Genomic DNA, 19,507 nt, shown 5'->3' with positions numbered 1-19,507 from the left:
GAAGCTGTTGGATTGCTTTCAATAGGGACTTTCCTAGAATATTTTGATCTGATGCTTTATGTTCATATGGCGATATTGTTAAATGAATTGTTTTTTCAATCTTCTAACTCCTTGACGGCTTCTTTGAATACTGCCTTAGCTTTTTGTTCTACTTACGTTTTAAGACCATTAGGAGCTTTAATATTTGGTTGGATAGGGGATAATATTGGTCGTAAGGTTACCGTAGTCGTAACAACTACTATGATGTCTATTTCTTGTGTTGTAATGGCTACTCTTCCAACGTATGCAGAAATTGGTATTACCGCTTCTATACTGGTTACTATATGCCGTATGGTTCAAGGTATGTCTTCAATGGGTGAAGTAATAGGAGCTGAAATATACGTTACTGAAATAACAAAACCACCAGTACAATATCCTGCTGTATCTATGATCACTATATTTTCTAGTTTAGGAGGGTTTGCTGCCTTAGGAGTTGCATCTCTTGCTATTAAACAAAATTTTAATTGGCGTTATGCTTTTTGGGCTGGAGCAGGAATTGCATTAGTAGGTTCTATTGCTAGAACTAAACTTAGAGAAACACCTGATTTTGCAAATGCAAAAAGTAGAGTAAAAAATATTATTAAAAAAGCTGGGTTTAACCATGACTCAATAGAGTCCAATCCAATTGTACAAGAAAAGGTTAAAATAAAATCTTCCATTTCTTTGTTTTTAATTCAATGTGCATGGCCAGTATGTTTTTATTTTATTTACTTTCATTGTAGCAATATTCTTAAAAGTTCTTTTGGTTATAGTGGTGAACAAATAGTAGATCATAATTTTATTATCTCTATAGTACAAGTTTTGAGCTTTATAATATGGACTTATTTAAGTTGTTACATATATCCATTAATTCTTCTGAAAGTTAAATTAATAATATTTTCTATTATCGTCTTAATATTTCCTTATTTATTAAATAATTTAAATTCTCCATCTGATTTACTTATACTTCAACTAGTAACTATTATGTTTTCACTTTCATACTCTTCTGCTATGCCTATTTTCTATAAACATTTCCCAGTATTTAAGCGTTTTACTTATGCAAGTTTCTTATATGCCTTGTCTCGGGCTTTTATATATGTGATAACATCATTCGGACTTGTTTATTTAACAAATTATTTTGGAAATTATGGTATATTAATTGTAATAGTTCCTACAATTTTAGGTTTTGCATTTGGATTAAATCATTTTGGAAACCTAGAGAAAGAAGTAGGGAATTATCCTCAAAAATATCTAAATTAAGTAAGTTATTACTGATTAAAGCCGTTAAACATAATTTCTCTAATTCTTCTGTTATTTTATTGACTCCAAGGTATATAGAAAGAGGTATGAAGTAAGCCAAAGTCTCTTCTACTATCTTTTTAATTTTCTCAGGAGACTTAGCACTAATAGTTCTCAAATTATGTAATCTATCAAATAATTTGATGTGTAATACATCCTTTTTATATTGAGAGAATAGTAAGTTTACAGTCTCTACTGCACTAATTTTTCTATCTATTTTAATTCTTGTCAGGTCTTGCACTTGACTAGCCACTTGCCTACCAAAAATATAGGCAATCATCTTTTCGGTCAGTTGTGTATCCTCAATCGTGTCGTGTAGTAACGCAGTCACAATCATGTCGGTTCTAAACAATCGTGGAATTTCTAGGGCTGTGTACTGGGCAAGCATATAAGCCACTTCAATCGGATGCGAGTAATACGGTTCACCGGACTGCCTCATCTGACTGCCATGATATTTTTTAGCATAGTAGATACCTTTTTTGACTTCATACATGTTTATTGGTTGCTTTACTTTTTCATTGAGCGAAATTAATTCATTAAGCAACCTCTCAGCATATGCACAATACTGGTATTTTGAATTATCCCAATAGTTATTAACATCTTCCATAAGAAACCATGATATTTTAATTATAAAGTTATAATAAACTAAAATTCTGATTACTTAAAGCATTTACTGCTTTTTATTTTTAAAAAGATGCATATTTTCTAATCTTGTTGTATAAATTACATATTTATGATATAATGCAACCAATTCTAGATGAAGATTTAGTAGCCTTTCTAGGTACATGGTTCATAGTAGTTGTGATTGGTTTATTCTGATTTGACAGATTCTTTGTTAATTCTAATGCTTTGGACTTTAAATCTTTTTCTTTAGAAGTAGCTTTAGCACTTTTCTCAATAAAACAACTCTGTAGTGACTTGCCGGATGGTAGTTTGATGGCGTGGTTGAACTTAGTTAGTTGCTCATTAAATACTTTTACATCCACTCCCTCAACTGGCAACTGATCACGAGTTTGTTTTACTAATTTTACTAGTGCATCGATTTTAGGTTGCATAGATTTAGCAATTATTGGTTTATTTTCAGGTTTGACCTTATCAGCACAGTCCTGAGGTGTAAGTTGTAATGCTGCACCATACATGAGATCTCTCATATAAGGATCTTTCTCTACACCAACACCTTGTCTAAAACATTTAAACAAGGAGAGAGGAGCTTTTTCACTACCTAAAGTTAATGCAAACCAAAATTCCATAGCAGCCATTTTCCAACTTGCATCTATTTTGCTTTGTGGTGCATCCTGATCTTCCATGTCAGCAGCTAATCCATAATAATACTCTCCCCAACGGTGATGATGTTCAGACGTGAGTTTATTTTGTGATGGTGATTTTGCCATAATACTACCTATTATTTATCTTTAAATATTTTAATTCTGCTATAATATTACCAATCTCTTCCACCTATACCTTTGCTAGGATCTTTAGTCTTTGGGGTATTAAGATTTATAGAATTCATTCTTTGTAATTGAGTGTCCTTATTTTCTTTAGCACTTAATATTCCCATATGTTTCTCTAACTTATAATCAGAAATTATTTGTTTTGTATCTAACTCTTGTTGAGATGCTAGAACGGCTAGGTTTTCTGACGATAATGCACTTCTAGCTTTCGAAGGTAGCAAAGTAATAAAAGTTTGGGGCTGTTTTTCCGTTGGAGTTAACTTTTTAGCCATTTCCTCTGGAGTAACATCGTATATCTTATGAAATACTTCTTCCCAAAATTGTGCCGCATCTTCGTTACATCTATTGTTCTCAGCTAACTCTTTATTAAGACAAATATTGTAAGCATGTTGTTTTATTCCTTGCTTGTATGCTTTGTACTGATCTATTTTCTTATTAACTAAATTACGGTAACCTTCATGATGTTTTTTCTGATTAGCCAACAAGACTCTTTCCGGGTGATCTTCTGATAAATGCTTAACTTGCTCCTCACATTCCTCAATTTTCTTTATTTCATTAGAGTGATGTTCTCGTTCTATTTTAGCTAGCTTTTTAGTTAGCCGCATGTGTTTAATACGAGCGTTTTCTTCTTTTATTTGTTCAGGTGTTTTGCTGAATTTCTGCTTTTCTTCCTCAGTAAGTTTCCGACCTGCTTTTGTAGCTTCAAAGATTTCGTGTAAACTTTCATTATCTTTCCTTTGTCTATTAAGAGAATCATCATAAAAAGAATCAAAAGCTTTATAAATGCCTTGAACTTTATGCTCTCTATCAATTCTTTCTTGTTCTTTTGCTAATCTTATGCCTTCATTAAAATCCACAACTTGGATTTGCTCAGTTGTTTCATAATAAAGAGTTTTACTTACTGCAGTTGCTATTAATTCCAGTATTCCAATATCTATCCCTAACTGACTAGCCATTAAAGCTAAACTACCAGCATCAGCTATAATCAAAGCTAATTGCGTCCTTGAAGTAGCATTACGTACCCTCCCCTCAAGTTTTTCATACTCTTTTTTAATGAAATTCCTCTTAGAAGCATCATTATCTAAATCATTGGTCATTTTATATTTCACCATGTTATGGTTTGGTTAACTATTTTATTATTAAAACTAATACTAAATTATTAGTCAAGCATTCTTAAAGTGTAACTATTATTAATTTTCTACTATTGTTTTTATTTATAAGCACTATGAATAGCAGCAACACCTAAAGTAAGATTCTTATAACTAACATCAGTAAAGCCGACATCCTTTAGCATAATTGCAAAACTCTCCTGATCTGGGAATACATTAATACTTTCCACCAAATATTGATAAGCTGATTCGTTATTTGCTATAATTTTACCAATCTTAGGAATAATATTAAACGAATAAAACTGGTATAATTGCTTCAGACAATCGTATTCCATTTTAGAAAATTCTAAACATAAAAATTTACCCCCAGGCTTTAGTACTCGATATGCTTCTTTTAGGGCATTGTCAATTTTTGCCACATTCCTAATACCAAATGCTATAGTATAATAATCAAAACTATTATCAGGAAAAGGTAAGCTTTCTGCATCAGCAACGACATACTCTAATCCCTGTAATATATTACTATCAATAGCTTTGTGACGTGCTACCTCCAGCATATCATGATTTATATCACACATCGTCAGCTGCACTAATACATTTTTTACCGATGCTCGCTTTATTATTTTAAAAGCTATGTCACCTGTACCACTTGCCACATCCAATATATTTGATTTTAAATTGGGGATTTGCCTAACAAATTCATCTTTCCACAAACGATGTACTCCCAAACTCATTAAGTCATTCATTACATCATATTTATTAGCAACACTAGAAAAGATATCTTTAACTAAATCTCTTTTTTGATCAAAGCTCACTTTTGAGAAGCCAAAATTTACTTGATCAGATTGGTTATCATTATTTTGCATATTATTACTTAGTGCTAAGTTGCTTATGTGTTATATTATGTTATATTATGAATTATTAATAGTATTAAAATGTAAAAATGCCAGAACTTCCTGAGGTTGAAACATTAAAACGTTGCCTAGAACAGCGAATAGTAGGGGCTACCATCAATAAACTCGATAAGAGACGAGATGATATACGCTATAAACTAAGCGATCAGTTAGAGTCAAATGTAGAGTCAGCAAGAATTGTAGCTTTAAGGCGTAGGGCAAAATATTTGCTAATAGATTTGGATAATTATTATTCCATTATTGTACATCTTGGCATGACTGGTAGGCTGACCTTACAACCTAGTGATTATAGGCTACAAACGCATGATCACGTGGTTATATCTTTGACAAGTTGCGAGAAATTAGTTTTTAATGATCCACGACGTTTCGGGATGATTTATAGTACGCCAACAAACCTCGCCCAAGAAAAATTTTTACTAAATTTAGGTGTAGAACCTTTGTCAAATGATATGTCTGATGAGTATCTAAAAACAAAATTATTGAATCGCTCTGTTCCAATAAAAAATTTATTAATGGATAATCGGATTATTGTCGGTGTTGGTAATATATATGCTTCTGAAAGCCTTTTTATTGCTAAAATACACCCAAGCAGACTGGGTAGTAGTTTGTCAAACAAGGAAATAACTAATTTGGTATTAGCCATTAAAAATGTTTTAACAAAGGCAATATCAGCAGGAGGTACTACTCTCAAAGATTTTGTTAGCGGTGATAGTAAACCTGGTTACTTCCAACAAGAATTACAGGTTTATGCACGAGAAAATCAAAAATGCCTAAACTGCGAGGGAATAATAAGAAAAATAAAACAATCCGGTAGAACTAGTTTCTATTGTTCTATTTGCCAAGAATGAGAGCTATACCGCTCATAAATGAAGAGTTGATACAGGGCAGTTTAAAAGTCCCAACTAATGATAGAAAAGTTTGTTTTTTAAAAAGATAATTGCTGTTTATTTGGATCGCCACGCCACTTTGTGGCTCACGATGACAACTATTTATTTCTATAATTTAGTATTTTATATCATTAGTTGGGACTTTTAAACTGCCCTGAAAATCATAGAACAATAATTTTTTTTGTGCATGGTCGGAAAACATGTTACACTAATATAATTAGTTAACCAGTGAATCAATTTATAAGTGGTTATAATGTAATATTAACATGAATAAAGAGGCATTTATGTATAAAAATTTTTATGTTGTAGGAGATAGTTTATCTGATAATGGAGCATTTGTTGGATCTTTGAATAGTATATTAAATGTAATAAAGGAAGAATTTCATTTTCTCAAGTGGGTTGACAAGATTTATTTTGCCCCTCCATTTTATCAATCCCGATCTTTTAGCAATGGTCCAATGGCAGTAGAATATGTAGCTGATAAGTTAGGAACAACAATGAAACCAGGGTGGAGTTTTAATATTACTCCAGCATTAAAACATTGGATCTTAGAGAAAAAATCTATAGAATTGGGTAGACCATTTGACGATTTAATAAAGCAAGGGGGAATAAAAGCTACAAATTATGATTTTAGTGAACAAATTGGTACTAATTATGCTGTTTCCAATGCTAGAGCCTCTAAAGGTGATGCTGTGCCTGATTTTTTATTATTTAATTACTTTCAGTTAAAAAACCAAGTCCGTACTTTAGTTAGACACCATCCCGATATTAGCACAGAAGATTTACTATTTGTTATGATTGGTGGCAATGATATTATGGCTGCTCTTTTTAATAAGAATCCGACTGCATTAGTTGATGAAAGTATAACAGAAATATGCAATGCTATTGAATTTTTAGCTACAAACAGTAGTCTACAATACATAGTAATAGCTAACGTTCCAGATATTGGCTTAATCCCAAGGTTTGTTAACACAGATTTACAAAAGCTAGCTACTAATTTATCACAAGATTTTAATCAAAAGTTAGTAGAGGCAATTAAAGACTTCAATAGGAAATTTCCTAAGATTAAAATAAAATTATTTGATATTGAAAGTATATTTAAGAGCTTAATTAGTGATTATGTAAAGAAAGGATACAATACTGAGCAGGCTTGTGTTACAGATATTGCTGATCATCAAAATTTTATAGATTTGCTAGAATTATTATTGAAAGGTCGATTAGATGCTGCATATAACTGTGGCTGTAATGAAGAAAAAATTCTACAATATTTATTTTTTGATTTTTTTCATCCAACTAAGCTTCCACATCAAACTGTAGGAGATAGGTTATATAATTTTATTGTCTCAAGATGATTTTGTTATACTGTTCGTAAATGAAGGGTTGATAGACGATAGTATAACTTCAAGAAGAGCTAGGCAGTAGCAAAGTCGTGCGGCGTAGCGTACATGAGTAACAGAGCAGATTCGATCTTTGGTCACGGGAATCTTAATTCTTGAAGTTCTACCTAAGTATATAATTATGATAACCTCTTAATCTAGAGCAGTTTAAAAGTCCTAACTAATGATAGAAAATACTAAATTATAGAAATAAATAGTTGTCATCGCGAGCCACAAAGTGGCGTGGCGATCCAAATAAACAGCTGTTTTATTTTTTGCCACTGCAACTTTTGGATTGCCACGTCGCCGCTTTGCGGCTCCTCGCTAATAGACATTTATGCATTTTAAAAAACAAACTTTTCTATCATTAGTTAGGACTTTATAAATTACCCTGGACTATAATCTAAAAAATCCTGTTTTATTTGCCCGTGAAATTATATAGAATACACAATAAACTATGGTGTTTATTACCGTAATTATTGGGGTAATTGGTATGTCAAGATATAATGACACTACTAAGCCAAGGAAGTCTACAATTAAAGCTACGATAACTGAATTGATAATCATTTGTGCTGGATTACTAGAAATCATCCTAGCGGTCATAGCTGGAATCAGCAAAATACTAGTAACGAGTAATGCCCCAACAATCTTAATAGTCGAGAATACTGATAAAGATAACAGTAACAAAAATGCCAATTCAATCGTTCTTACTTTCACCCCCTTAATTTGAGCAATATCTCTATTAATGACAATTAGAATAATCTGGTTATAGAAATACCAAACGAAAGAAATAACGAATATAAGTATAATTGATAAGGTTAATATATCATTTAAAGAGGCAGATAAAATATCGCCAAATAATAGGTTAGTGATCTTAATCTGTAGTGGGTACATATAACCTACTACTAAGGCTAAAGATAACATAAAACTTGATATTAACATTACCACGCTACTACCACCTGACCTATGTTTTAACGTAAACACCAAGATAGCAAATATAATGGCAACAACTAGTCCTGAATAAACAACAGGCAAATGGACAAGGATACTAATACTTCCAGCAAGTAAACTTGCGTGCGAAAGACCATCACCAAAATAAATATATTTTTTCCATAAGCTTATACAACCAAGAGGAGCAAAAATTAGACTGATTAGAATTATAGTTAATATTATTATAGTCATTTTATACGATTTTTGGTAGATAATTTGAGAATAGCACTTAGTGCTTCATGATTTTTGTGGTATATTAGGAATGGATTCTATAACCAGTGAAGAAATATGTCTACAAAATCTTCTATTAATCAAATAGAACTAGAAAAGTTTAGTAAAATTTCTAGCAGATGGTGGCAGGAAGATGGAGAATTTAAAATTCTTCATCAAATAAATCCTATTCGCCTTGGTTACATAATAGATAAGATAAAAGGTCATTTTAATATAGATGATGATATAGTACTACCTTCAAAATTAGATATTTTAGACGTAGGATGTGGCGGGGGGTTAATTACCTCTGCTCTCTGTAAACTAAATGGCACAGTCACTGGCATAGATGCACTACAAAGTAATATAGATATTGCGATGAAGCATGCTGAAGAAGGAAATTTGAATATACAATATCTTAAATCAACTGCTGAGGAATTAGTATACTCAAATAGCAAACAGTATGATGTGGTACTATGTTTAGAAGTCATGGAACATATAGACAATCCTAGTGATTTTGTAAAAAACCTAGCTAGTTTAGTAAAACCAAATGGCATGATTATAATTTCAACAATTAACCGTACTGTCAAAGCTTATATGTTAGCTATTTTGATGGCAGAATACGTGCTTAGTTGGATACCAAAAAAAACCCATGACCATAGTAAATTTCTTAAACCATCTGAAATTTATTCTATGTTTAGTAAAAATAACATAGAGCTTAAAGAGCTTAAGGGCTTAACCTATAATATCGTCAATAGCAGTTGGCAGTTGAGTGATGATATAGAGGTAAATTATTTTGCTTATTTAACTAGACCTCTTGCAGAACTCGCTCTGAATTAACTTTAAACCTCAATTTCGGATTAATGAAATTAATCCGAAATTGGAATGAGAATGTAAACAATCAGGCTTAAAGCGGCTATCACGCCTGATCGATAATAGATTAAAATGCATTCGTACCAGCCGCTTCAAGAATGTATTTTTCTGAAGAACTTAAATTATTCTAGCCAGTTTTGGATTAAAATTTTTAATTTTAATCCAAAACTGAGGTTATAAAGGAAATACTATGACTATAATTACTAGATTCGCCCCCTCCCCTACTGGCTTCTTGCATATTGGTGGGGCAAGGACAGCATTGTTTAATTATTTATTTGCCAAACACCATAACGGCAAATTTTTACTGCGAATTGAGGATACTGATAAAACAAGATCAACCGAAGATGCAGTAGATGCTATATTTTCCGGTTTGAAATGGCTTGGTTTAGACTGGGATGATGAAGTGGTTTTTCAGTCTAAAAGAAATGATTTATACAAAAAAGCAGCTCTGAAATTACTAGATGAAGGAAAAGCTTATTATTGTTTTACACCTCAAGAAGAAATAGATCGACAGCGAGATAATGCTATAGCCAATAAACAACATTTTTTATTTCAAAGCCCTTGGCGAGATGCTGATCCTTCTAGCTTTCCAAAAGGTTACCAATCCACAAAAGCAGTGATTAGGCTGAAAGCTCCAAGAACTGGCTATACAACTATCCATGATGCTTTACAAGGGGATGTTACTATTGAAAACTCCCACCTAGATGATATGGTGCTGTTACGTAGTGATGGAAGTAGCACCTATATGTTGGCGGTAGTAGTGGACGACCACGATATGCAGATTACCCATATTATCAGGGGGGATGACCATTTAACTAACGCTGCTCGCCAAATCCTACTTTATCAAGCCTTTGGTTGGCATGTACCACATATGGTACATATACCGTTAATACATGGTGATGACGGGGCAAAATTATCTAAAAGACATGGAGCTCTTGGAATAAAAGCATACCAAGATATGGGATATTTACCCGAGAGCTTGTGTAATTATTTACTAAGGTTAGGATGGAGTCACAAAGATGATGAGATTATTTCAAGACAACAAGCTATAGAATGGTTTGACCTTGAAGGACTTGGCAAATCACCTGCTCGTCTTGATTTTGCCAAAATGGATAATTTAAACGCTCATTATCTACGTCAGCTTGATGCTACGCTATTAACAAAAATGATTTGTGAGAGTTTGCAAAAAACTTATAAAATTACCACGGAAGAAACAGAATATATTAAGCAAGCAATGCCAAACTTGAAGATAAGAAGCACAAATTTAGTCGAATTAGCTGAACTAGCCAAGATTTACTTGATTAACGTTCCTATTATCTACTCTGAGGAAGCCAAAGAGATAATCAAGAATTGTGATAAAAATTTGCTAGAGCAAGTTATTGAGGAATTAAAGAATTTACAAAATTTTGATAAAGAGTCAATTCAAATAAAATTTAAAGAAATAGCCAAGAATAATAATATTAAACTTGCAGATCTCATGCAATCCATTAGATCTCTAATAACAGGCATGACTGCTTCCCCAAGTATTTTTGAAATTATCGCCATAATTGGTAAAGAAAATGCTATTGCTAGGTTGAAATGTACTCAAATGATTTAATAGATTTAAATGATCCTATGAATGAGAACAATAAACAAGCGATGAGCAGACTAGGCGTACATGAAGTGCGTGAGTACGCGAATTCCCAGCAAGTATTTGCGAGAACTAATTTAGAGAATCACTTAAATATATTTCACAACCTAGTTGGAAGATATGCTATTACGAGAATTTTAGGCAATTATGGTACAGCTAAAGGAATCGCTTACTTTATAGAAGATAAAGAACATATATATTTACCTCATTCACGTATATTATATAGAGAGGAGCTTGATGTTGAATATTATGGTAATACCAATAGGGTGAAAGCTTTTAAGGAGTATCTATACTCTATAGAGCAAAACAAAATTGTTAAATATTTTGTTAATGAAAATAACAATGCTTTATTTTACCAATTACATTTTATCTCTAATACTCCTTTTCAGGATAAAGTTCAGGCTAAAGGTACACATCAATGCAATTTGGATTTTTATCAAGCTAATTACACATTCTTGAATAAGAATTCTTTTGAACTGAGTTATAAAGTTTTAGGTCCTAACAAAAACTATACGATAAAAACTAGTTTTACTAGAATATCCTGAATTCGATATAACATTGCCGTACCTTCGATGCCCCCACCCCACAACTGTTGAAAGTTAAAAAATCGTCATTGCGAAGCAGCACTGTTGTAAGGCTTAAATCGTCATTGCGAGAAGCCGCTGCAAGCGGCGACGTATAGGCGTCAACTTAAGAGCGTAATGATTGAACATGTATAAACAAATTAAACACAGCAGTCATGGCAAGGCTCGTTAGATGCCGTGGCGATCCAGATAAACAGCGAAGCTGTTTTTTAGAGTAACGCTTCGCGTATCTTAGATTGCCGCGTCGCCGCTTGCAGCGGCTTCTCGCTAATAGACGTTTAGGTTTGATTTACTTATACATGCTCAATCATTACGCTCTTAAGTTGACACCTATGAGCGGTGACGTGGCAATTTTGTGAAGGAAGGCTTGACTATCATGAAGATTGCCACAGCACCTAACGGCACTTCGCAATGACGGTTTTTTAACTCACAATTGTTGTGCTTTCACGGAGATGATAGCCCTGTATAGTTACAACTGTAATACTAGTTTCTTCTATTACCAAAGAATCTTAGAAGATGTAAGAACAAATTAATAAAGTCTAAATACAAATTAAAAGCGGCCATTATGGACATTTTTTGTCCTAACTCTCCACCTCCAGACATAAAATACATAGACTTAATTTTTTGAGTATCCCATGCAATAATACCCATAAATATACCAACCCCAATGAGAGACGTTGCAAAATATATAGCTGAGCTTTGTAAAAACATGTTGACTAGCGACACAATGATAAGACCAAATAATCCCATGATAAGAAATGAACCCATTGATGTCAAATCCCTATTGGTAGTATACCCATAAAGGCTCATTGCACCAAAAACAGATGAACAAATAAAGAAAGTTCGAGCAATTGACTCTCCTGTATAGATAAACCCGAGGGATGCCAAAGACATACCAGTTAAAGCAGCATAAACCCAAAACAATACTTTAGTAGTATCTAGACTCATCCTGCCAAATCCCATAAAAAAGTACAAAGCAATTCCCACGGGAGAAATCATTACCAACGTTCCCAAACCGGTATAGCCCATGAACTGTCCATTTGCTTCAACTTGAAATAAAAGCCTAGTTAATGGCTCAAATGATATAGTAGCAAAAGCCATTACTCCAGTTAGCACAAGAGCTAAAGCCATATAATTATAGACTTTCAGCATGTATTCTCTCAGTCCGACATCATATGTTTTCTGAGTAGCAGTAAAAGTCTTTGTGTAATCAATCATAAGAAACCCCATGAATCATGTTATTATTTATACTATAATAGTATAAGCTTCATACCTTTTCTTTTCAAGAAGAAAATTGTGAAATATTTATTTAAATTTTATAATTTAGTTTCCTAGATTAATATTTATTATTCACTAACACTATCAGAATTATTAGCATTACCAGCAAGTTTCAGCTCATGTATCTTGCCATCCGCTGCATTCATTTCGTCCCAAATAGAAATATTATAAATTTTAGTACTTTCAGCATTATTATTAGTACTTCTATTTTTAGGTAATTTATCTTCATTATCTTCCAAGTCAGCTAGATAACCCTTGTCTATATCATCTTTTATCTTTTCAGTTTTTTTTGGCATACAATACTCTTATGTCAAATGTAAGATTTATAAAATTAAAAGTAGATATCGATCCTATGAGTTTTTATTAAAGTTATCTTTTAAAACCACTAGATTGCCCATGTTTTTTGCCTGTATTGGGTGTATTGGGTGTAGCATTACTTTGAGATGGGGAAGCCATATGTGGAGACATAGTTTTTCCCAGCTTTTTTGCCTCTACTTGCATTTGTGGGTTATCTTTATGTTCTAGTGTAGCTTTTTTAGGAGTAACGGACGATAATCTAGCTGTTGTTGGTACATCTTGATCATGAACAATTGTCCTAGTTAGCAGGGGGTCATCATTACCTAAAATTGTCATCGTTAGTGGGTCAAAATGATCTCCAGTTATTGTACGCATTTCTGCCCCTTCTTCTAGACTAGGAGTAAGTGTGTCTACGAGATTATACTCTCGTAGATTTCTTTCCTGCATTCTCTGTGCTAGATTAGGCGAATTTGGAATATCATTAAGCTGTGCATACGCTCCTTTCACGCCTTCATTACCTGCTACTGATGTCAAAAATGATTCTGTTACATTCTGAGCAGTAGCATTCTCTAATGACAGAGCGTCTACTCCTACTGTTGTGTTGAACCATTTCTCATCTAGTGGAGGTAGCTCGCCTTGTTGCACTGCTTTTGATTCTTTTGCTGATTTATGATTGGAAAGAAAAGTTTTTAGATCAGGATTATAAACCTGGTCTTGCATTGGCTTTCCGTTTGCATCAAGAGTATTCAGGTCAAATAAGTAAGGTTTATTAGAGTTTGTCACTAAGTCCTTAAAAAGATCTTTCCACTTGGGATGTGGTACAATACATTCCCAAACTAGTTTATTAAATTCTTTCTGACTTTCTTTATCAAAACCATTGGAATCTCTAATTTTAATTATAGTATCAAATAATTTTTGAGCATACACTTCTATCTCATTTGAATCTTTCTCCTTTGTATCCTTATCCACACAGTTAATTGAGTGTACGTTGTCGCTGTATTGTAACGCTCTTGCAAAACGTGCAACAGCTTCTTCTGGAATATAAGCAGAAGCTAAAGAAATATTAGTAGTGTTTCGATTAAGAAGAGATGATGGTAAATGTAACAGACCGTCTGTTCCAATTTTGTTACTATCTAAATTTATATCAATAATAGTAGAATTATTAGCAAGAAGTGTTGCAACTTTTTTAGCTCCTTCATTTCCTAGATCATTATTCGATAGATCAAGATCAGTAACAGTTTTATTATGATCAAAAGCGGATGACAAAGCTCCCATGCCCTCACTTCCAATCTTGTTATTACTTAAATCTAGATGCCTAAGCTCAGTACTATTCTGAATAATGCCTGCAACTACCTTGGCTCCGTTATCTCCCAAATTGTTACTAGATAAATCAAGCTCGGAAATTGGATTTTCTATAATAGCCTCTAATATCTCTTTGTCCAATTGAACCTTACTATTAGATAAATCAAGAGCATCGACATTCTTTTTTCTTAGCTGTGTCATTAATTTTGCTTTTTCTTTAGGATTTGTAAGGTCTATGTTCTTGTAACTAACAGAAACTGGTTTTGGTTTGAATATATTTTTCATAAGAAACTTTAATTAATTAAAATTAACTATAATTCACTATGCTTCTTATCACTTTGTCAAGATTAAGGTAACAAATACGACAAGGATAATTTAGGTTGTGTGAACATTTCTATCTAATGGTCTTATAGATCGTTATTTCCGTTCTCGAATTCATAACGGAATTTAATCCAAGGCAATTTAGTTATTTACATGATACAAAGATATTGCTATTTTGTCTACAAAACTTAAAAAAATATGATCTAATTTTTAGGGATTTAATGCCTCTGTGGTGGAATGGTAGACACGGTAGACTCAAAATCTACAGCTCAAAAGGCGTGCTGGTTCAAGTCCGGCCAGAGGTACCATCGTATAATACCATTTCCCAAAACTAAATTGCTACTCGGAGTACGAGTGTCGAGTACCGGAGCGGAGATCATGAAGTACGACGACGTGATGATTAGTTTTCAGAAATGGTATAACTTCAAGAAGAGCTAGCTGTGCGTACATGAGTAACGAAGCAGCTGAAATTTTTAGGTCGCGGAAACCTTAATTCTTGAAGGTCTAGCTGAGTATATATACAGAAACAATATTTAGGCAATGAAGGTTAGTTACATCCAATGAGTACACATAACAATATTAATGACGTTGTAGAAATTACAGCACAAAGTGGTTCATCAATTTTCTCTATGATATCATCCACTGATATTATAGGAAAATCTGTTATGATAATTTTGGTAATTGCTTCAATTTGGGCATGGACAATAATTATAGATAAAATAGTTCATTTAGTTCAAATAAGAAAGAGAATTGCAGCTTTTGAAGCTACTTTTTGGTCTGGAGCAGTTTTAGATCAGTTATATGAAACTATTAAAAGAACAATGAATAATCCTCTTGCCGCAGTTTTTGTAGCAGCTATGAACGAATGTAAACGCCAAAATCCTAACAACCTCACTGATGCACTTAAAATTAGCCATAAAGAGCGAATAATACAATCTATGTACTTGATAAGGAATCGTGAACTTGAAAGATTAGAGCAAAATTTAGGTTTTTTGGCAACTGTTGCTTCTAGTACACCATTTATAGGGTTATTTGGTACTGTTTGGGGGATTATGCATAGTTTTCAATCTATTGCAGCATCAAAAAATACCTCACTTGCTATCGTAGCTCCTGGCATTGCAGAAGCTCTACTTGCCACAGCAATAGGTCTATTTGCAGCAATTCCGGCGGTAATTTTTTATAACTACCTTTCTTCACAAATAATTAAGATTAATAACAAAATTGATGATTTCATTAATGAGCTTAGTTCTATACTATCAAGAGCCATAGATGAAGGGAAAATGTAATGGCTATACAATTACCAAATTCAAACAATCAAAGATCTAGACGTAATTTAGTCAGTGAGATCAACGTTACACCACTCGTTGACGTCATGTTAGTGCTATTGATCATCTTTATGATAACCTCTCCAATGCTAGTGTCCGGTATTAATGTTGATTTACCAGAAACAACTTCTAGCCCACTGTCAGGACAAGATGAACCGTTAGTGATTAGTATTAACAATAAAGGAGAATTATATTTATTGGAATCTAAAATAGAGAGACAAAATTTAGCTACTAAGCTAACTAATATTACAAAAGAAAAAAAAGATATTAGAATTTTTGTAAGAGGCGACAAAAATGTGCCATATGGCGAGGTAGTTAGCGTTGTATCTGAAATCCATGCAGCAGGCTTTTCTAAGGTAGCACTAGTTTCAAATATTAAATATAATGAAAAATAATAATATAAATAATAATATTTTTTCTATTTCTTTTATTTGCTCCGTAGTACTTCATTTACTAATAATATATTTCTTCTTATTTGGTCTTCCATCATTGTTTAAAAAATCTCCTGAAGAACAAGTAATAGTTTTTGAAATGTTACCAATTAATAGTAAATCTAATGTACCCAATAAAATAAAACAATCTGAAAAAGCTATAGAAAATCAAGATACAAAAAAAGTAGAACAAAGCAAACCTGATGATACAGAAGAGAAGAAACCCTTAGAGAAACCTCTAGAGAAACTTCTAGAGAAACTTCTAGAAGAAAAGAAACCTCTTGAAGACAAGCTTCCTATCGAGGAAAAGAAGGTTATAGATAAAAAACCTGTAGAAACAAAGCCTATAGAAGAGAAGAAACCTATAGAAGATAAAAAGCCTGTAGAAACAAAGAAGCCACTCGAGAAAAAAAAGAAAATTCCTAATAAAAGTGACTTAGATTCTTTGCTTAAAAATTTAGAACAATCATCTGAAGGGTCGAGTGCAAAATCAAATAAACAAGCTAGGTCCAAAGAAAATAAAGAAACCCAAGAATCAAAAGGTCCTTACGATGAAACATTGCCTCTTTCCATCAGTGAAATATCTTTAATTAAACAACAAATAGAGAGAGTATGGAGCAAACCTATTGGGATACAAAACCTTGAGCAGCTACGGGTAACTTTGTATATAGCTTTAAATCAAGATGGTAGTGTCAAAGAAGTAAAAGTTAAAGAAACAATATGCCCAAACATAACAAAAATAGCTTGTGACGCTCTATCTGACAGTGCAATGAGGGCAGTATGGCAAGCAAGTCCTATTAATAATCTAGACCCTAAGCGTTACAATAGCTGGAAAGAATTTAATTTTCTTTTTGATCCAAGTATGTGAAATATTTGCATAATTATTATATTTTTCAAGATTTATACTTAGTGCTAGTCAAATTTCCTCTATATTAGTATTAACCTCAATTTCGGATTTGGGATTAGGATAAAACCAAATAAAGAGTACGGCAAGTAATAAAGAGAGGTTTAGTAGTAAATTCCATTCTGTCATAGATATATCAAATAATTTAACTGCCGGTTTTGTGCAAGTCGCAATAGGTTGGCTATAAAATATTTCTTTAATATCTTGGATGGATAAGTGCTTTGGAATATGGATTAAAGTTGAACAAAGACTACTTGGTTCAAATATCCCTCTTTCCACTCCACTATGATAGCCTGCTAATATGCAAGCACCTAATAAGTTTAGAACGATAAAAAATAAAGTATATTTGCTTATTTTCTTGATAAGAATCGCTACAACTGAAATCTTGATTATAAATAAATATGGAAATCTTTGATAAATACACAAAGGGCAAGGTGAAAAATGTAATATATATTCGACAAAATAAGCCAAAGATAAGGCAAAGATGCACGTACAAACTAGGGTTATATGTAAAACTCTAAAACTATCTTTGCGAAGAAAATGTACAATAGAAGAAACTAGCATAAGTAAATATTATTTTTTTAAGTCGCTATTGTCTAGGAATATTACCAAAAACTCAAGAGATAATTTATAAGGATATGTAGATGTCAGAATTAGAAATTTTAGAAAATGTTTTAGAAAATGCCGTTAAATCAAACGCTTGGCCTTTTTTAGAAGCAAAAAAAATATTAGATCAACTGGGTAGCAAAACTCCAGCTAAAGGTTATGTATTATTTGAAACTGGTTATGGACCGTCAGGGATACCACATATAGGTACATTTGCAGAAGTTGCTAGATCTATAATGGTGCAAGAAGCATTTAAACAACTATCCAATATCCCAACTAAGATTATCTGTTTTTCTGATGATATGGATGGTTTGCGTAAAGTCCCAAATAATATCCCAAATCCTGATATGGTAGCATCACATATTGGCAAGCCTTTAACATCTATTCCCGATCCTTTTGGTGAATGTGAAAGTTATGGACATTATATGAACGCTAAGCTTCGCTCATTTTTAGATAGGTTTGGCTTTAAATATGAATTTTTTAGTAGTACAGAATGTTATAAATCCGGTTTATTTGATCAGATGATGCTTAAAGTCATAGACAAATATGATGAAATAATGGCTCTAATGTTACCAACTTTTCGAGAAGAACGACAGGCAACTTATTCACCTTTTATGCCAATTTGTCCAAAAACTGGTATTGTACTACAAGTACCTATTGCAAAGATCGATCGCTTAGCCGCTACTATTACCTATAAAGACGATGAAGGAAAGTTTGTGGAAGTTCCTGTGACAAAGGGACATTGTAAGCTACAATGGAAACCTGATTTTGGTATGCGCTGGGCCGGTTTGCAAGTTAACTATGAAATGTATGGCAAGGAGCATATGCCTAATGCTGGGTTATATTCTGGGATTTGTCGAATCTTAGAGGGAATCCCACCAGTACAATTTTTTTATGAATTATTTCTTAATGAAAGCGGAGAGAAAATCTCTAAATCTACAGGCAATGGCATTACTGTTGATCAATGGCTGCAATATGCACCGGTGGAAAGTATGTCGTTATTTATGTACCAAAATCCAACAAGAGCCAAACGTTTACATTTTGATGTGATACCTAAAAATGTTGATGAATATATTACCTTCAATAAAAAATATCATTTAGAACTAGATCAAGTAAAGCGTTTTGCGAATCCAGTACATCATATTCATCACGGGAATGTGCCTAATATCGAAACTTTTGGCATTAGTTTTAGCTTATTGCTAAACCTTGCATCGGTTTGCAATCCTGAAGATAAATCGGTACTTTGGGGATTTATCAGTAAGTACGCCCCGAGTGCAACGAAACAAAATGCCCCATACCTTGATCATTTGACAGATTTTGCCACTCGTTATTATAATGACTTTATTAAAGCTAATAAGTGCTATTTAGTTCCTAATGATCAGCAAAAAATTATCTTACAAGAAATTATCGCTATGTTAAATGTTTTGCCGGGAGATATTACTTCCGAGCAAATCCAAGAAAAAATTTATGATATTGGTAATAAGCATGGTTATAATAATTTAAGAGATTATTTTAAAGAATTATATCAAATATTACTTGGGCAAACTGAAGGACCAAGGCTTGGGTCTTTTATTAAGCTTTTTGGTATTAGAGACAGTATAAATTTGATTCAACAGAAACTAATTTAATCTTAAGTATCGATGTAAGACTCGATAATCAAGTTTTTTAGAATTATTAAAAGATACGTCTATTAGCGAGGAGTCGC

General features: G+C 32.9%; 19 protein-coding genes and 1 tRNA gene. 11 read left to right on the top strand and 9 right to left on the bottom strand.

Annotated features, from left to right (window positions below):
- Positions 1-12 precede the first annotated feature (12 nt).
- Positions 13-1,278, top strand: a complete 1,266-nt coding sequence (locus tag ACQH1W_RS03030; RefSeq protein ID WP_375333073.1) for an MFS transporter — start codon at positions 13-15, stop codon at positions 1,276-1,278.
- On the opposite strand, the gene ACQH1W_RS03025 is transcribed toward ACQH1W_RS03030, so the two are convergent.
- The 4 genes from ACQH1W_RS03025 to ubiE form a co-directional block, all read right to left on the bottom strand.
- The gene (locus ACQH1W_RS03025; RefSeq protein ID WP_375333074.1) at positions 1,190-1,924 is read right to left on the bottom strand and encodes an HD domain-containing protein; all 735 of its coding nucleotides are present in this window, start codon (positions 1,922-1,924) and stop codon (positions 1,190-1,192) included. The two genes, ACQH1W_RS03030 and ACQH1W_RS03025, sit on opposite strands and share 89 nt — an antisense overlap.
- A 124-nt stretch (positions 1,925-2,048) precedes the next feature.
- Positions 2,049-2,708: a hypothetical protein gene (locus ACQH1W_RS03020; RefSeq protein ID WP_375333075.1), complete on the bottom strand. Its 660-nt coding sequence runs from the start codon at positions 2,706-2,708 to the stop codon at positions 2,049-2,051.
- 47 nt (positions 2,709-2,755) lie between these two features.
- Positions 2,756-3,865, bottom strand: coding sequence for a hypothetical protein (locus ACQH1W_RS03015; RefSeq protein ID WP_425361162.1), 1,110 nt, complete (start codon positions 3,863-3,865; stop codon positions 2,756-2,758).
- A 113-nt stretch (positions 3,866-3,978) separates the two neighbouring features.
- A complete protein-coding gene (gene ubiE / locus ACQH1W_RS03010) occupies positions 3,979-4,743 on the bottom strand; it encodes a bifunctional demethylmenaquinone methyltransferase/2-methoxy-6-polyprenyl-1,4-benzoquinol methylase UbiE (protein ID WP_375333077.1) in 765 nt (254 codons plus the stop codon).
- Between the two features lie 77 nt (positions 4,744-4,820).
- Between ubiE and mutM the strand changes: the two genes are divergently transcribed.
- Together mutM and ACQH1W_RS03000 are read left to right on the top strand one after the other, a co-directional pair.
- The gene (gene mutM / locus ACQH1W_RS03005; RefSeq protein ID WP_341763322.1) at positions 4,821-5,639 is read left to right on the top strand and encodes a bifunctional DNA-formamidopyrimidine glycosylase/DNA-(apurinic or apyrimidinic site) lyase; all 819 of its coding nucleotides are present in this window, start codon (positions 4,821-4,823) and stop codon (positions 5,637-5,639) included.
- Between the two features lie 323 nt (positions 5,640-5,962).
- Entirely contained in the window at positions 5,963-7,030 is a 1,068-nt protein-coding gene (locus tag ACQH1W_RS03000; RefSeq protein ID WP_341760943.1) for an SGNH/GDSL hydrolase family protein, read from the top strand.
- 420 nt (positions 7,031-7,450) lie between these two features.
- Here ACQH1W_RS03000 and ACQH1W_RS02995 read toward each other — a convergent pair whose 3' ends face one another.
- Positions 7,451-8,236: a metal ABC transporter permease gene (locus tag ACQH1W_RS02995; protein WP_341763320.1), complete on the bottom strand. Its 786-nt coding sequence runs from the start codon at positions 8,234-8,236 to the stop codon at positions 7,451-7,453.
- A gap of 96 nt (positions 8,237-8,332) precedes the next feature.
- On the opposite strand from ACQH1W_RS02995, the gene ubiG reads away from it, so the two are divergent.
- The 3 genes from ubiG (at position 8,333) to ACQH1W_RS02980 (ending at position 11,299) form a co-directional block, all read left to right on the top strand.
- Positions 8,333-9,091, top strand: a complete 759-nt coding sequence (gene ubiG, locus ACQH1W_RS02990) for a bifunctional 2-polyprenyl-6-hydroxyphenol methylase/3-demethylubiquinol 3-O-methyltransferase UbiG (protein ID WP_341763319.1) — start codon at positions 8,333-8,335, stop codon at positions 9,089-9,091.
- Positions 9,092-9,314: 223 nt separating this feature from the next.
- Positions 9,315-10,721, top strand: a complete 1,407-nt coding sequence (gltX, locus tag ACQH1W_RS02985) for a glutamate--tRNA ligase (protein WP_341763318.1) — start codon at positions 9,315-9,317, stop codon at positions 10,719-10,721.
- On the top strand, positions 10,703-11,299 hold the full coding sequence (locus ACQH1W_RS02980) for a DUF6314 family protein (RefSeq protein ID WP_425361161.1): 597 nt from the start codon (positions 10,703-10,705) through the stop codon (positions 11,297-11,299). Before gltX ends, ACQH1W_RS02980 begins: the two co-directional genes overlap by 19 nt.
- A gap of 522 nt (positions 11,300-11,821) precedes the next feature.
- Here the strand turns inward: ACQH1W_RS02980 and ACQH1W_RS02975 are convergent.
- The 3 genes from ACQH1W_RS02975 to ACQH1W_RS02965 all read right to left on the bottom strand — a co-directional run bounded on the left by ACQH1W_RS02975 (position 11,822) and on the right by ACQH1W_RS02965 (position 14,500).
- Entirely contained in the window at positions 11,822-12,556 is a 735-nt protein-coding gene (locus tag ACQH1W_RS02975) for a Bax inhibitor-1/YccA family protein (RefSeq protein WP_341760938.1), read from the bottom strand.
- A 128-nt stretch (positions 12,557-12,684) separates the two neighbouring features.
- Positions 12,685-12,912, bottom strand: coding sequence for a hypothetical protein (locus tag ACQH1W_RS02970; protein WP_341760937.1), 228 nt, complete (start codon positions 12,910-12,912; stop codon positions 12,685-12,687).
- A gap of 73 nt (positions 12,913-12,985) precedes the next feature.
- Positions 12,986-14,500, bottom strand: a complete 1,515-nt coding sequence (locus tag ACQH1W_RS02965; RefSeq protein WP_375333078.1) for a hypothetical protein — start codon at positions 14,498-14,500, stop codon at positions 12,986-12,988.
- Between the two features lie 259 nt (positions 14,501-14,759).
- Here ACQH1W_RS02965 and ACQH1W_RS02960 point away from each other — a divergent pair.
- From ACQH1W_RS02960 to ACQH1W_RS02945, 4 genes are all read left to right on the top strand, one after another.
- A tRNA-Leu gene (locus ACQH1W_RS02960) sits at positions 14,760-14,844 on the top strand.
- A gap of 252 nt (positions 14,845-15,096) precedes the next feature.
- Positions 15,097-15,822 (top strand): protein TolQ, encoded by a 726-nt coding sequence (tolQ, locus tag ACQH1W_RS02955; protein ID WP_341760935.1) that lies wholly within the window; start codon positions 15,097-15,099, stop codon positions 15,820-15,822.
- Positions 15,822-16,256, top strand: a complete 435-nt coding sequence (tolR, locus tag ACQH1W_RS02950) for a protein TolR (protein ID WP_341755720.1) — start codon at positions 15,822-15,824, stop codon at positions 16,254-16,256. Before tolQ ends, tolR begins: the two co-directional genes overlap by 1 nt.
- A complete protein-coding gene (locus ACQH1W_RS02945; protein ID WP_425361160.1) occupies positions 16,246-17,160 on the top strand; it encodes an energy transducer TonB in 915 nt (304 codons plus the stop codon). The genes tolR and ACQH1W_RS02945 overlap by 11 nt, the downstream gene beginning before the upstream one ends.
- A 48-nt stretch (positions 17,161-17,208) precedes the next feature.
- Here the strand turns inward: ACQH1W_RS02945 and ACQH1W_RS02940 are convergent, their stop codons facing one another.
- Positions 17,209-17,760 carry a disulfide bond formation protein B gene (locus tag ACQH1W_RS02940; protein WP_341760933.1) on the bottom strand — a complete coding sequence of 184 codons (552 nt, stop codon included), beginning with the start codon at positions 17,758-17,760 and terminating at the stop codon, positions 17,209-17,211.
- An 80-nt stretch (positions 17,761-17,840) separates the two neighbouring features.
- On the opposite strand from ACQH1W_RS02940, the gene ACQH1W_RS02935 reads away from it, so the two are divergent.
- Positions 17,841-19,430, top strand: a complete 1,590-nt coding sequence (locus ACQH1W_RS02935) for a lysine--tRNA ligase (RefSeq protein ID WP_341763313.1) — start codon at positions 17,841-17,843, stop codon at positions 19,428-19,430.
- Positions 19,431-19,507 lie beyond the last annotated feature (77 nt).

This window comes from Candidatus Tisiphia endosymbiont of Stenodema calcarata, from assembly GCF_964030695.1.
Taxonomy (GTDB): Bacteria; Pseudomonadota; Alphaproteobacteria; order Rickettsiales; family Rickettsiaceae; genus Tisiphia.
The sequence above is the reverse complement of the archived record's forward strand: the minus strand, read 5'-3'. Positions and strand labels throughout refer to the sequence as shown.

Excerpts from the sequence above, each read along its gene's own strand:
- ACQH1W_RS03025 (WP_375333074.1), bottom strand. The coding sequence starts at position 1,924 with ATGGAAGATGTTAATAACTATTGGGATAATTCAAAATACCAGTATTGT.
- ACQH1W_RS03020 (WP_375333075.1), bottom strand. The coding sequence starts at position 2,708 with ATGGCAAAATCACCATCACAAAATAAACTCACGTCTGAACATCATCAC.
- ACQH1W_RS03015 (WP_425361162.1), bottom strand. The coding sequence starts at position 3,865 with ATGACCAATGATTTAGATAATGATGCTTCTAAGAGGAATTTCATTAAA.
- ubiE (WP_375333077.1), bottom strand. The coding sequence starts at position 4,743 with ATGCAAAATAATGATAACCAATCTGATCAAGTAAATTTTGGCTTCTCA.
- mutM (WP_341763322.1), top strand. The coding sequence starts at position 4,821 with ATGCCAGAACTTCCTGAGGTTGAAACATTAAAACGTTGCCTAGAACAG.
- ACQH1W_RS03000 (WP_341760943.1), top strand. The coding sequence starts at position 5,963 with ATGTATAAAAATTTTTATGTTGTAGGAGATAGTTTATCTGATAATGGA.
- ACQH1W_RS02995 (WP_341763320.1), bottom strand. The coding sequence starts at position 8,236 with ATGACTATAATAATATTAACTATAATTCTAATCAGTCTAATTTTTGCT.
- ubiG (WP_341763319.1), top strand. The coding sequence starts at position 8,333 with ATGTCTACAAAATCTTCTATTAATCAAATAGAACTAGAAAAGTTTAGT.
- gltX (WP_341763318.1), top strand. The coding sequence starts at position 9,315 with ATGACTATAATTACTAGATTCGCCCCCTCCCCTACTGGCTTCTTGCAT.
- ACQH1W_RS02980 (WP_425361161.1), top strand. The coding sequence starts at position 10,703 with ATGTACTCAAATGATTTAATAGATTTAAATGATCCTATGAATGAGAAC.
- ACQH1W_RS02975 (WP_341760938.1), bottom strand. The coding sequence starts at position 12,556 with ATGATTGATTACACAAAGACTTTTACTGCTACTCAGAAAACATATGAT.
- ACQH1W_RS02970 (WP_341760937.1), bottom strand. The coding sequence starts at position 12,912 with ATGCCAAAAAAAACTGAAAAGATAAAAGATGATATAGACAAGGGTTAT.
- ACQH1W_RS02965 (WP_375333078.1), bottom strand. The coding sequence starts at position 14,500 with ATGAAAAATATATTCAAACCAAAACCAGTTTCTGTTAGTTACAAGAAC.
- tolQ (WP_341760935.1), top strand. The coding sequence starts at position 15,097 with ATGAGTACACATAACAATATTAATGACGTTGTAGAAATTACAGCACAA.
- tolR (WP_341755720.1), top strand. The coding sequence starts at position 15,822 with ATGGCTATACAATTACCAAATTCAAACAATCAAAGATCTAGACGTAAT.
- ACQH1W_RS02945 (WP_425361160.1), top strand. The coding sequence starts at position 16,246 with ATGAAAAATAATAATATAAATAATAATATTTTTTCTATTTCTTTTATT.
- ACQH1W_RS02940 (WP_341760933.1), bottom strand. The coding sequence starts at position 17,760 with ATGCTAGTTTCTTCTATTGTACATTTTCTTCGCAAAGATAGTTTTAGA.
- ACQH1W_RS02935 (WP_341763313.1), top strand. The coding sequence starts at position 17,841 with ATGTCAGAATTAGAAATTTTAGAAAATGTTTTAGAAAATGCCGTTAAA.